This is a genomic window from Aquimonas voraii (genome assembly GCF_900101825.1).
Classification (GTDB): domain Bacteria; phylum Pseudomonadota; class Gammaproteobacteria; order Xanthomonadales; family Xanthomonadaceae; genus Aquimonas; species Aquimonas voraii.
On the sequence record NZ_FNAG01000012.1, the window covers coordinates 40,650 to 53,211 of the forward strand.

11 protein-coding genes and 1 tRNA gene are annotated in these 12,562 nt (G+C 69.0%); 4 read left to right on the forward strand and 8 right to left on the reverse strand.

From position 1 onward, the window contains the following. Nucleotides 1-19: 19 nt before the first annotated feature. Complete coding sequence (locus BLP83_RS15005) at nucleotides 20-553, forward strand: GIY-YIG nuclease family protein (RefSeq protein WP_091244567.1); 534 nt, start codon at nucleotides 20-22, stop codon at nucleotides 551-553. Between the two features lie 498 nt (nucleotides 554-1,051). On the opposite strand, the gene BLP83_RS15010 is transcribed toward BLP83_RS15005, so the two are convergent. The 7 genes from BLP83_RS15010 to BLP83_RS15040 form a co-directional block, all read right to left on the reverse strand. After that, nucleotides 1,052-1,128: transfer RNA gene (locus BLP83_RS15010), tRNA-Arg, on the reverse strand. 256 nt (nucleotides 1,129-1,384) lie between these two features. Next, nucleotides 1,385-1,660, reverse strand: a complete 276-nt coding sequence (locus BLP83_RS15015) for a hypothetical protein (protein WP_091244570.1) — start codon at nucleotides 1,658-1,660, stop codon at nucleotides 1,385-1,387. Between the two features lie 201 nt (nucleotides 1,661-1,861). After that, nucleotides 1,862-2,506, reverse strand: a complete 645-nt coding sequence (locus BLP83_RS15020; protein WP_091244573.1) for an SPOR domain-containing protein — start codon at nucleotides 2,504-2,506, stop codon at nucleotides 1,862-1,864. Next, nucleotides 2,506-4,269, reverse strand: coding sequence for an arginine--tRNA ligase (argS, locus tag BLP83_RS15025; RefSeq protein ID WP_091244575.1), 1,764 nt, complete (start codon nucleotides 4,267-4,269; stop codon nucleotides 2,506-2,508). Before argS ends, BLP83_RS15020 begins: the two co-directional genes overlap by 1 nt. 151 nt (nucleotides 4,270-4,420) lie before the next feature. Then, nucleotides 4,421-5,497 carry a hypothetical protein gene (locus BLP83_RS15030; RefSeq protein ID WP_091244577.1) on the reverse strand — a complete coding sequence of 359 codons (1,077 nt, stop codon included), beginning with the start codon at nucleotides 5,495-5,497 and terminating at the stop codon, nucleotides 4,421-4,423. A gap of 97 nt (nucleotides 5,498-5,594) precedes the next feature. Next, nucleotides 5,595-5,810, reverse strand: coding sequence for a hypothetical protein (locus tag BLP83_RS15035; protein WP_091244580.1), 216 nt, complete (start codon nucleotides 5,808-5,810; stop codon nucleotides 5,595-5,597). 130 nt (nucleotides 5,811-5,940) lie between these two features. Continuing rightward, a complete protein-coding gene (locus BLP83_RS15040) occupies nucleotides 5,941-7,932 on the reverse strand; it encodes a S9 family peptidase (RefSeq protein ID WP_091244582.1) in 1,992 nt (663 codons plus the stop codon). A gap of 112 nt (nucleotides 7,933-8,044) precedes the next feature. On the opposite strand from BLP83_RS15040, the gene ubiA reads away from it, so the two are divergent. After that, complete coding sequence (gene ubiA / locus BLP83_RS15045; RefSeq protein WP_091244585.1) at nucleotides 8,045-9,046, forward strand: 4-hydroxybenzoate octaprenyltransferase; 1,002 nt, start codon at nucleotides 8,045-8,047, stop codon at nucleotides 9,044-9,046. A 400-nt stretch (nucleotides 9,047-9,446) separates the two neighbouring features. On the opposite strand, the gene BLP83_RS15050 is transcribed toward ubiA, so the two are convergent. Then, a complete protein-coding gene (locus BLP83_RS15050; RefSeq protein WP_091244588.1) occupies nucleotides 9,447-10,181 on the reverse strand; it encodes a ComF family protein in 735 nt (244 codons plus the stop codon). Between the two features lie 93 nt (nucleotides 10,182-10,274). Between BLP83_RS15050 and bioB the strand changes: the two genes are divergently transcribed. Continuing rightward, a complete protein-coding gene (gene bioB / locus BLP83_RS15055; RefSeq protein WP_091244591.1) occupies nucleotides 10,275-11,282 on the forward strand; it encodes a biotin synthase BioB in 1,008 nt (335 codons plus the stop codon). 5 nt (nucleotides 11,283-11,287) lie between these two features. Next, a complete protein-coding gene (bioF, locus tag BLP83_RS15060; protein ID WP_091244595.1) occupies nucleotides 11,288-12,508 on the forward strand; it encodes an 8-amino-7-oxononanoate synthase in 1,221 nt (406 codons plus the stop codon). Nucleotides 12,509-12,562: the final 54 nt, after the last annotated feature.

The window sequence follows — 12,562 nt, forward strand, 5'->3', positions numbered from 1 at the left end:
TGCGCTGAAAGATCCACGGATGGCGCCCGCCCAGCCGTTCTACATAGGTAAAGGAACCGGGACGCGCTCCCATGACCATCTTGTAAGGCCAGACGATTCAAAGAAGGGAAGCAAGATCTCCGAGATCATGGCCTCAGGGCGTCAGGTGCTGGTAACCCGGCTCGTGGACGGGCTCACAGAAGAGCAAGCGTTGAGAATTGAGGCCGAGCTTATTGCCGCTTTTGGCACCCTCGATACTGGGGGGATGCTCCTGAATTCCGTTCTGCCAAGCGGGTTGGTAAACAAGAGCCGTAGCTCGCTGGTTGTCCCGTCTGGCGTAAGGGAGAAGGCTCAGATTGGTCTGGCCCTTCTAAAGGACGCCGTTCTGGAGCTGGCCAAGGCGAATCCGACTGGTATCTCGAACTCCGATGCTGCGAGCATGCTCGGCCTGCGTAGCGACTACGGCGGAGGATCGAAGGACTATCTGTCGTACAGCCTCCTCGGGCTGCTCATGCGGGAGGGAAAGCTCGCTCGGGTTGCCGGCACTAAGCGGCACGTTGCTCAAGTGAGCTAGCTGTGGGGTTCCGGATCGGGCTGGCCCGCTCGGCGCTGCGCTACGAAGCTCGCTTGCCTGCCAAGGATGCTGCGGTCATCGAACGCATGAAGCACTACGCCGCGCTGTATCCGCGGTTTTGCTATCGCCGGATCCATATCTATCTGGAGCGCGAGGGCTTCCATCTCGGCTGGGACCGGATGTTCCGGCTGTGGCGGCAGGCCCGGCTGCAGGCGCCGAAGAAGCGGCCACGCAGGCGAATCGCCGCTTCCAGGCCGCGGTCGATACCGGCCACCGGGCCGAACCAGGTCTGGGCCTGCGACTTTGTGTTCGAACCAAATACCGGCCACGGAGATCTGTCGGGTGAGGCCCGGCGCCTTGCGTGTGCTGTCGCAGAGTTTGAACTTGAGGGCAGCCCCATCAACAACCGCCGAGCGAGAGTTCGGGCTTTACTCTGTCGGCGCGGCTGCGTGGAGAGGGGTTTGGCACACCCAAGGCACAGATCTGTCACAAGGGAAATGGCGCGCCTGGAGGGATTCGAACCCCCGACCAACGGCTTCGGAAGCCGCTACTCTATCCGGCTGAGCTACAGGCGCGTCTTGTAAAGCTTTTTTCCTCTCCGGCCTCACCCTTTCGAGTAAAGCCGCTGTGCCTCTCCACCTCGGGCCTCGCTTGCCTGAGTAGTGTCTTCGGAAGCCACTACTCTATCCGGCTGAGCTACAGGCGCATTGTGTGTCGCTGATGTCCGCGGCGTGGCAGGCCTGCCGGCGCGGGGCGCGAAGGATACCACGCGCTTCGCGCTCGCTGCGCTGCCGCGGTGGCCGTGTGCTGGCAGCGGTCGGGACAGGCGCGCTAGACGCGAATGTCGAGGCCGCGTCCCAGGGTTTCGCCGGCCAGACTCAAACGCAGGCTGCGGCCGGCCTTGAGGTAGCTCAGCACACTGCCTTCCTCGGCCTCGGGGGCGCCACCGCCGCCGCCCGGGCGAGTGGTATCGGTCGTGCGCACGGGCTCGGCCACGGCCTCGGCGCGGTTGCCCGCGTAGCTGCGCAGGATGGCCTGCTGCTGGCTGGTGCGGCTGCCGTAGTCGGGGCGGGTGGAGAGCGCGAAGCTCGACACGTGGACGTTCACCGAAGTTCGTGACTGGCGAGCATGCCGGATTGCGGCACCACTGTCAGTCGGGGCTGGCCGCACAGACGGCCGCAGGGGTATGCCACTGCGATGGATGGCCGGGACGGGCCGGGGCGAACGTTCGCCCCGCTCGCGTTTTTCTGGTCTCGGTGGCGCAGCATGTGTCGCGCGGGCGGTGGTGCTGCCGCCGAGACCCCACGCTTACTGCCCGCTTTCACGCACCGCGATGGCATCGATGCCGTTGGCGGCCAGCGCCCGCTTGGCGGCTTCGGCCTCGCCTGGGCTGCTGTAGGGGCCGAGGCGCACGCGATGCCAGACGCCGCCGTTGATGGTGTCGGTCTGCACACGCGCGAATTGGCCGACCAAGGCCAGCCGCGCCTTCAGCGCCTCGGCGTCCGCGGCATCGCGGAAGGCGCCCGCCTGCAGCTGGTAGCGCTCGCGCGGCGCGCTGGCGGTCGCTTCCGTCTGCTGCTGGGCCTGCTGTTGCTGCTGTTGGGCCCGCTGCTTCGCAGCGGCTTCCGCTTCGGCGCGCGCGCGCTCGGCCAGCTCGCGGTCGGACACGGCGGTCTCCTGCTCGCGCAGGAGCGTGTAGAAGTCGTAACGCGGCCGCTTCGGCGTTTCGGCCAGCGGTGGCGCTACAGCGGGCTCGCTGCTGGTCGCCGGCGGCGTGGCCGTGGGGTTCGGAGTGGGGCCGCCCGGCTTGCCGCTGAAGCCTTCCCGGTACAGCACGAATGCGGCGATGCCGAGCCCGAGCAGCACGCCGGCCAGCAGCCAGGCCCAGCCGGGTACGCGATTGTCATTGCCGCGCCGTGCCTGCGATTTGGGCTTGCCGCGCCGGGCCGCCATTACATGCGCTCCGGGGCGGACACGCCGAGCAGGCGCAGGCCGTTGGCCAGCACTTGGCGCACCGCGATGCACAGGCCCAGTCGCGCCTGGCGCAGCTCTTCCTCGGGCACCAGGATGGCGACCGCGTTGTAGTAGCTGTGGAAGCCGGCGGCCAGCTCGCGCAGGTAGTTGGCGATCACCTGCGGGGCGCGGCCGAGTGCGGCGGCTTCGACCACCTCGGGGTAGCGCATCAGTTCGCCCAGCAGTTCGTCCTCACGCGGGTCGGTCAGACGCGCGCGGCTGGCGTCGCAGGCGGTGCGGTTGAAGCTCCAGTGCTTCTCGGCGGCCTGGCGCAGCAGGGCGTGCACGCGGGCGTGCGCGTACTGGATGTAGTAGACCGGGTTCTCGTTGGACTGGCTCTTGGCGAGGTCCAGGTCGAAGTCGAGGTGCTGGTCGTTGCCGCGCATCACGTAGAAGAAGCGGGCGGCATCGGTGCCCACGTCCTCGCGCAGTTCGGACAGGGTCACGAACTGGCCGGAGCGCGTGCTCATCTGCACCTTCTCGCCGCCCTGGTACAGCACCGCGAACTGCACCAGCTGGATCTCGATCCTCGACGGATCAAGGCCCAGGCCCTGGGCTGCGGCCTTCAGGCGCGCGATGTAGCCGTGGTGGTCGGCGCCGAAGATGTAGAGGGCACGTTCGAAGCCGCGCTCGAACTTGCTGAGCAGGTAGCCGAGGTCGGAAGCGAAGTAGGTGGTGACGCCGTTCTCGCGGCGGACCACACGGTCCTTGTCGTCACCGAAGTCGGTGGCGCGGAACCACAGGGCACCCTCCTTCTCGTACAGGTGACCGGCCTTCTGCAGGGTGTCGATGGCGCGCTGCACGTAGCAATCGGTCATCAGCGAGCGCTCGCTGAACCAGTTGTCGTGGACCACGCCGAACTCGACCAGGTCCTCGCGAATCAGCTTAAGGCACCAGTTCAGGCCCTTGTCGAACAGCTTGCGGTAGTCGGCCTCGCTGCCGAGCAGCTGCTTGCAGCGCTCGATCAGGGCGTCGATATGGGTTTCCTTGTCGCCGCCCTGGCTTTCGTCGGCGGGCAGGGTGGCCTCGACTTCCGAAGCGCGGTGGCGGAAGTCATCGCCGATCTCGCTGCGCAGCTCGCGCGCGATGTCGACCACGTAGTCGCCCTTGTAGCCGTTGTCGGGGAACCGTGGCTGCTCGCCGCACAGCTCCAGGTAGCGTAGCCAGACGCTGACGGCGAGGATGTCCATCTGCCGGCCCGCGTCATTGACGTAGTACTCGCGCTGCACGCTGTGGCCGTAGGCCTCCAGCAGGTTGGCCACCGAGGCGCCGTAGGCGGCGCCGCGGCCGTGGCCGACGTGCAGCGGGCCGTTCGGGTTCGCCGAGACGAACTCGACGGTGACCGATTCGCGCGAATCCTCGGGCTGGCAGCCATAGCGCTCGCCCTGTTCCAGCACGCGGCGCAGGGTGCCGATACGGCAGGCCTGGTTCAGGCGGAAGTTGATGAACCCGGGACCGGCGACCTCGACGGCCTCGATATGCTGCGACTTCGGCACGGTGCGGGCGATGGCTTCGGCCAGCTCGCGCGGCTTGCGGCCCGCCGCCTTCGACAGCAGCAGGGCGACATTGCTGGCGTAGTCGCCGTGTTCGCGGTTCTTGCTGCGCTCAATGACGAAGTCGGGCTCGTTCTCGAAGGACAACTCGCCGGCCCGCTTCATGTCGAGCAGGGCCTGCAGAACGAGTTCGCGCAAATGGTCTTTCACGGCGGCACACGGGGCGGGGAGCGGACCGCGCACTATAGCAGTTCGCATCCCGGCGCAAGCGCAAGAAGCACGAGGACGGCGCGCCCAAGTGCTGGCGCGGACAAAGGATTTCGGCTGCCGCAGCCGGGCCCCGGGGCAGGGCGCGCTGGGATCACGCGCCCACGCACAGACCGGCGGCGGCGGTGAACGCGTGCAACACCTCGCTGCCGCTGGCCGCGCGCTGGAAGCTGCAGCTGGGGCGAGCGAGTTCAGCCACCAGCCCGCGCATGCAGACGACGTTCTCGCGCTTGCCGGCGCCCAGCCAGGCCTCGCCCTCGGTCGAAGCGAAGCGGTGCAGCTCTTCGAGGTAGCGGGTCTGCGCATGCAGCAGGAAGTCGCGGCAGGGCTGGGCCGAGTTGGCCGCGCCCAGCCGACGGCCGGCGCGCATCTCGCGCTCTTCGGCCAGCTCGCGTGCACTGCGCAGCAGCGCGCCGAAGGGTTCGCCGACGTTTGCGGTATCGAGGTCGGCGGCGATGCAGGCGAGATGCAGGCCGCGCCGCGCCGAAGCCCGCGTCGACAGCGCCGGTGCGCGTTGCGCCAGCCACTGCGGCAGGCGCGATGCCAGCGCGCCGCCGCCAGCGACGAGCTCGGCGCTGTTGTCCGCGCCCTCGGGGTCGGGTGCGCTGGGCGAGGGGCGGGCGTCGAAGGTGCTGCCGGCAATCATCAGCCCCAGCGCCAGATGGAGCTGCGGCTCGCGCTCGGCGCTGAATCCGCAGACGGCAAGGATGCGCAGCGCTTCAGCGATGCTGGCCGCTTCGTTCGCACCCACGGGCGCTTCGTGATGGCCATGCTCGCGCTGGCGCAGGTCATGGGTGGCGGCGAACAGTTCCAGCGCCAGCCAGTCCTCATGTCCAAGCGCAGCGGCAGCGGGATGGGCATACAGGCTGTCGATCCGCTCCAGCAGCAGATGCAGCGCATGGGCTTCGTTGTGATAGGCGTGGAAATCGTTGCCGTAACGGCCGTGGCGCAGGCCCAGGCGGGCAACACCCAGCGCGATGGCGGCTTCGAGGCCGGCAATGCGGCCATCGCCCGCTGGCCCGAACCGACGGGCCCATGCAGCGTGCCGACAGCGCAGGCGCGGCAGCAGATCGGGCAGTTCGCGCTCGACCAGGGCGAGCGCCGAGGCCGCGTCCGGCAGCTGCCGCTCGGTCTCGTCGGTGGGGTAGGCATCGCCCAGGTCGAAGATCATTGGCGCCGCGGCTGCAAAGTTCAGCCGGAGTATAGGCGTGAAAACGGCCGGAGCGATGGCGCACTCCGGCCGTCGGATGTGCAGCTGTGCGTTTTCGTCAGCCGCGTCGCGGCTCGTACACCGCCGCGTGGATGCAGGCCAGCAGGTTGGCGATCCAGCCGCCGAGGGTGAAGGTCACCAGCCACAGCACGCCGCCCAGCACGAACCAGAACAGGGCCCACAGCACGCGCCCCTGCACCAGCTGGCCGAGGCCCGGGATGAACAGGCTGCACAGCGCTGCAATCACGTTGCCGCCGGATCCGCGTCCACTCATCGTTCGCTCTCCTTGGTTTCGATGGGTCCGGCCGTCGAACCTGTGAGACACCAGACACTCCATGGCCGGGCCCGCCCTGACGCCGCCGGCCACACCTGGGTGACTGGCGGCGTTCAGCGCGGAGCAGGTTTCAATGGCCGACCGGCTTGTTCTTCAGGTGCTGGTCGAGGAAGGCCAGCATCGCGCCATAGCCGCGGATCTGGTTGGCCTTCTTCGAGAAACCGTGGCCCTCGTCCTCGAACAGCACGTACTCGACCGGCACGCCGTTCTTGCGCACGGCCTCGACGATGTCGTCGCTCTCGGCCTGGATCACGCGCGGATCGTTGGCGCCCTGCAGCACCATCAGTGGCTTGGTGATCTTGTCGGCGTGGAACAGCGGCGAGGTCTCGGTGAGGAACTCACGCTGGGTGTTGGGATTGCCGATCTCCTGGTAGAGCGCGTCGCGGAAGCTCTCCCAGTAGGGCGGGATGCTCTCGAGCGTACGCAGCCAGTTGGAGACGCCGAAGATGTTGACGCCGACATCGAACTCCTCCGGATGGAAGGCGAGTGCTGCCAGCGTCATGTAGCCGCCGTAGCTGCCGCCGGCGATGCCGATGCGGTCCGGGTCGACGTAGGGCAGGCTCTGCAGGTACTTCTTGGCCTCGATGCAGTCCCACAGCGGCTCGCGGCCGTGTTTGCCGTCGTCGGCGGTGAAGAAGGTCTTGCCGTAGCCCGAACTGCCGCGGTTGTTGATGCCGAGCACCACATAGCCGTGGTTGGCGAGGTACTGCAGCACCGCGCTGTAGGCGCGGGTGGTCTGGCCGCCGGGGCCGCCGTGCACCCAGACGATGGCCGGCGCGCGGTTCTCGGCCGTGGCCTGGTGCGGCTTCCACAGGATGTTCGGAATCTCCATCCCGTCGAAGCTCTTGAAGCGCACCACCTCGGTCTGCACAAGGTCCTCGGGCTGGATCTTCGGGTTCAGCGAATTCGTCAGCCGCACCGGCTCGCTGGCCGCGAAGTCGAGCACATAGAGGTCGCTGGGCTGGCGGTCGCCGTTGACGTAGAAGGCCATGCGGTCTTCGCTGCGGGCGATCGAGATTCCGCGGATCTCGCCCGAGGGCAGCTCCGGAAGGGCCTTGGCCGCGCCGGTGGCGGCGTCGTAGAGCTCGATCTGCGTACTGCCGTCGACATTGACCGCGGTGACTCGATACTTGCCGTCATGGCTGAAGTAACTGGCGACGATGTCCCAGTCGGCGGCCTGCACTTCTTCATGCGTGCCGTCGGTGAGGCTCATGCGGCGCAGGCGCATGAACTCGGTGCCCTCATTGGTCGTGTAGTACAGCCAGCCCGAGTCGCGGCTGAAATCCTGGGCCGCGACCTGGGCGCGCTGGTCGGGGTTGGACACCTCGCGCATCTCGCCGCTGGCGACGTTGCGCACCCACAGCTGGTTCTCGCTGGTGGTCAGCGACTTGGACAGGGCCATCCAGCGCTGGTCGGGGGAGATCGCGACGGGCTCGTAGCCCTCGTCGTTCTGGAACAGCAGCTCGGCCGTGTAGTCCTTGGCCGAGTAGCGGTAGACGTCGAAGAAGCGCGGGTCGCGGCCGTTGTGGATGACGAAGAAGCTCTCGCCATCGTGGCTGAAGCCGCCGAACTCGGCGCGCAGGTTGTCGCCCGGGGTGAGGTCGCGCTCGCTGCCGTCGGCCTCGATCACATACAGATGGTTGAGCTCGTTGCCGCCCTGGTCGCGGGTGATCAGGCGGCGGTCGTCCTTCGGGAAGAAGGCCACGCCGTAACTGTTGTCGGTGCTGCTGGTGGTGACGGCCTTCCACTCACCGCCGCCGACCGGCATCTCGTAGACGTTCCAGACGCCGCTGCGGTTGGACGAGAACAGAATGCGCGACTCGTCGGCCGAGAACGAGGCGCCGGCCACCGACACGGTGTCGACGAAGTCCTCGATGCTGTACTGCTGGGTGGGGCGCGCGATGGCCGGTGCCGCGGCGGGCGCCGGGCTCTCGGTCGGTGCGCTGGCGCTAGGCGGCGCCTCATGGCTGCCGCAGGCAGCGAGCGCGAACACGGCCGCCAGTGCCAGCGCACGGCGGGTCAGCGTGGAATACGACGGCGGTTTCAGCGTGGACCCTTGCATGGCGCGACTCCCTTCGGCGTTGGGGACCGCACTGTAGCAAGGCAGGACAGCACTTCCAGTGCCAGACGCGACGCGGCTGCTAACGTAATGCACCCGCCTGCTGCGACCGGCCATGACTCCGCGCCCACCCAAACCCGCCCCGCGCCCGCTGCCGCCGCGTCCGGGCGAGCGCCCGCGACCCAAGCCGCCGGGCCCGCCGCGCCGCGCGCCCGTGCCGGCTGCGCCCATTGAGCGCTACAGCAGCGCCTGGTGGCGCGAGCGCCTGCCGCACTGGTGGAAACTGGTGCGCGCGGATCGCCCGATCGGCTGGCTGCTGCTGCTGTGGCCGACGCTGTGGGGCCTGTGGCTGGCGGCCGAAGGCTTTCCGCCGCTGGGGACGCTGGCCATCTTCGTCGCCGGCGTCTGGCTGACGCGCTCGGCCGGGTGTGTGATCAACGACTACCACGACCGTTGGCTGGATGGTGCCGTCGCGCGCACCCGCGAGCGGCCGATCGTCAGCGGTGCGGTGCCGCCTCGCGAGGCCCTGGCGGTGTTCGCGGTGCTCATGCTGGTGGCCTTCGTGCTGGTGCTGTTCACCAACGCCCTGACCATCGGGCTTGCCGGCATCGCCGCCGTGCTCGCCGCGACCTATCCGCTGCTGAAGCGCTACACCTTCTTCCCGCAGGTCTATCTGGGCATCGCCTTCGGCTGGTCGATTCCGATGGGCTTCGCCGCGGTCACCGGCGACGTGCCGCCGCTGGCCTGGCTGCTGTTCCTGGCCAACGTGCTCTGGAGCACCGCCTACGACACCTGGTACGCGATGGTCGACCGCGAGGACGACCGGCGCATGCGCGCGAAATCCACGGCGATCCTGCTGGGCGACGCCGACCTGATGGGCATCGGCGTGCTGCAGGCGAGCTTCCTGCTCACCCTGACGCTGGTTGGCCAGCGCGCCGAACTCGGGATCTACTGGAACGGCGGACTTGCCGTGGCCGCGGCGCTGATCGCCTGGCAGTTCTGGCAGGCCCGCAGCCGCGCGCGCGAGGCCTGCTTCAAGGCCTTCCTGCACAACAACTGGGTCGGCCTGGTGGTGTTCGCCGGCGCGGTCATCGATTTGGGTCTGAAGCCCGCATAGGGTGGGTCCTGGCCCACCAGGGCCTGGATGCTCGCCCCGGTCATAGGTGCTGGCGCGCTGCCTCGCTTTACGAAACGCCGAGCGCTCAGGCCCGCTTCGAGCTCATGGTGGGCCAGGGCCCACCCTGCGCGCTCCCGCCAGGCGGGCCCTCGGCGCGCGGCAGGGTGCGGTGCTGGGCCAGGCGCCTCTTGATCCTTCGCGAGGATCTTGCCCATGCGCGATTCGATGCCTCGCGCGGACCTCAGGCATGCGCTGCGGCGCGTCGCATCGAAGGTGGCAGGCTTCGGCTCTGCATAGGGAGGGCCCTGGCCCACCGAGGGCTCGATCCCGCCGCGGTCATTCACGTCGGCGGACCTGTACTCCTCATCGCAAAGGGGTGCTGGGCGCCGTTGCAAGGCCCTCAGCGTCTGCCGGCCAAGGGCGCCCGTGCCACCGCCAGCACGCGCACCTCGATCGCCCCAGCGCGGCGACACGCGCGAGTGGCTTCGAGCATCGAGCTGCCGGTGGTGATCACGTCGTCGACCAGCAGCACGCGCTGTCCGCGCATCGCGGCACTGGCGACGAAGGCGCCGCGCAGGTTGCGCCGACGCGCGCGGGCGTCGAGGCCGGTCTGCGGCGCGGTGGCGCGAACCCGCTTCAGCCAGTCCTGCCGCAGCGGCAGATCGAGCGTGCGCGCCAGCGGCCGCGCCAGTTCCAGCGCCTGGTTGTAGCCGCGCTCGGCCAGCCGCGTCCGATGCAGGGGCAGGGGCACGACGGCGTCGATACCGTCGATCAAGGCCGCCAGCCTTGAGTCTTCCAGCAGCAGTTCCGCCAGCACCCGGCCGGCGGCCAGGTCGTGTGCGAACTTGAAGCGCGGCAGCCAGCGGTCGACTGGATCGGCGTAGACGAAGGGTGCCAGCGCAGCGCTCGCCGGTGGCGGGCGCTTGAGGCAGCGCCCGCAGGCCGGCGCCGGCTGCGGGAGGGGCAGCGCGCAGCGTGGGCAGGCGCAGGCGTTGTGCGGCAGTGAATCGCGGCAATCGGCGCACAGGTCGCGGCCGGCTGCGCCGGGCGCACCGCAATGCAGGCAGCGAGGCGGCAGCAGCAGCCGGGTCAAGGCCTGCAGCGGGCGCCGCCATGTCCATACGCCGGCGTTCATTCCAGCACGCCCCGGGCCATCGAGTTGACAGGCACAGCAGGGGTTTCCAGACTTCCGCCTCTTTGTCCGCGCTGTCCGCGGGGAGTTTCACGCATGGCTTCCGCCCTCCGTCACGACTGGACCCGCGAGGAAGTGGTCGCGCTGTTCGCGCTGCCCTTCCACGAGCTTCTGTTCCGCGCTGCAACCGTCCACCGCATGCATTTCAACCCGGACGAGGTGCAGATCTCCACCCTGTTGAGCGTCAAGACCGGCGGCTGTCCCGAGGACTGCAGCTACTGCCCGCAGGCCGCGCGCTACGCCACGGGCCTGAACGCACACAAGCTGATGGACCTGGACGCCGTGCTGGAGAAGGCGAGGGCCGCGAAGGCCGCCGGCGCCACGCGCTTCTGCATGGGCGCGGCCTGGCGCTCGCCGAAGGACCGCGACGTCGAGAAGGTCGCCGCCATGATCGAGGGCGTCAATGCGCTGGGTCTCGAGACCTGCGCGACGCTCGGCATGCTCACCCCCGAGCAGGCCGAGCGCCTGAAGGGCGCGGGGCTGGCCTACTACAACCACAACCTCGACACCGCGCCGGAGTTCTACGACAGCGTGATCCGCACCCGCGAGTACCAGGATCGGCTGGACACCCTGGAGCAGGTGCGCCGCGTCGGCATGAAGACCTGCTGCGGCGGCATCGTCGGCATGGGCGAGACCCGTGAGCACCGCGCGGGCCTGCTGCAGACGCTGGCGAACATGGCCGAACATCCGGACTCGGTGCCGATCAACCGCCTGGTGCAGGTGCCCGGCACGCCGCTGCACGGCACCGCGGAGATCGACCCGCTGGAGTTCGTGCGCACGATTGCGGTGGCCCGCATCCTGATGCCGGCTTCGATGGTGCGCCTGTCGGCCGGTCGCGAGGACATGAGCGACGAGCTGCAGGCACTGTGCTTCATGGCCGGCGCGAACTCGATTTTCTACGGCGAGAAGCTGCTCACCACCGGCAATCCCGACACGCAGAAGGACCAGGCCCTGTTCGCGCGTCTGGGTCTGAAACCCATGCCCGCGCCGGCCCAGGGCGAGCACGTGCACGTCGATCTGAACGCCGTCGACTCGGCGGCCTAGACGCCATGGCCCGCCCTTCGCTGCTCACCGCGCTCGCCGAGGCCCGCGGCGTGCGCGCTGCGCAGAAGCGCTCGCGCACGCGGCGCACGGTGGAGCGCGCAGACGGTGCGCGGGTCTGGATCGACGGCCGCGAGCTGCTCAATTTCTGCAGCAACGACTACCTGGGCCTTGCCCGCAGTCTCGACGCCACCGCCGCGCTGCAGGAGGCGGCCGCCTGGCACGGTCTGGGCAGCACGGCCTCGCATCTGGTCTGTGGCCACCACGCCGAGCACGCCGCGCTTGAGGCCGAACTGGCGGCCTTTGTCGCTTATCCGAAAGCCCTGCTGTTCGGCTCGGGCTATCTCGCCAATCTCGCCGTGCTGCAGACCCTGCTGGGCCGCGATGACCTCTGCGTGCAGGACCGGCTCAACCACGCCTGCCTGCTCGACGGTACCAAGCTCGCCGGCTGTGAGTTGAAGCGCTACCCGCATGCCGATGCCGAAGCCGCGCTGCGCCAGCTGCGGACGCGACCGGAGGCCGCGGCCCTGCTGGCGACCGACGGCGTCTTCAGCATGGATGGCGACCTCGCGCCGCTGAACGATCTCGCGCTGATCGCGCGCGCCGAGAACGCGCTGCTGTTCGTGGATGACGCGCATGGCCTTGGCGTGGTCGGCCCGGGCGGGCGCGGTTCCGTGGCCGCCGCCGGACTCGGCGTGAAGCAGGTGCCCTTGCTGATGCTGACGCTGGGCAAAGCCCTGGGCAGCTACGGTGCCGCCGTGTGCGGGCCGGCCGAGTTGATCGATGCGCTGGCCGAAAGCGCGCGGCCCTACCTCTACACCACGGCCCTGCCGCCGGCGGTCGCCGCGGCCACGCGGGCCAACCTGCGCGCGCTGCAGAACGAGCCCTGGCGGCGCTTCCACCTGGCCGGCCTGATCGCCCGCTTCAGCCGCGGCGCGCGCCGCCTGCGCCTGCCGATGATCGAATCGAGCACGCCGATCCAGCCGCTGCTGCTGGGCGACGAATCGCGTGCCCTGCACGCCGCGCGCGAGTTGGAAGCGCGCGGTCTGCTGGTCAGCGCGATCCGCCCGCCGACCGTGCCGGAAGGCAGCGCACGCCTGCGCATCACGCTGTCGGCGGCCCACAGCGAAGCGGATGTGGATCGACTGCTGGCGGCGCTGTCGGAATTGAGCCTTGAAAAGCGGGGCGTTGGGCTTGGGAATTCGGGATCGGCCGACACGCGCGGTTAGCGCTTGGCCGAGCCTGCGCCGGAAGCCTGAGATTCGCCCCGTGTGGCTGTGCGA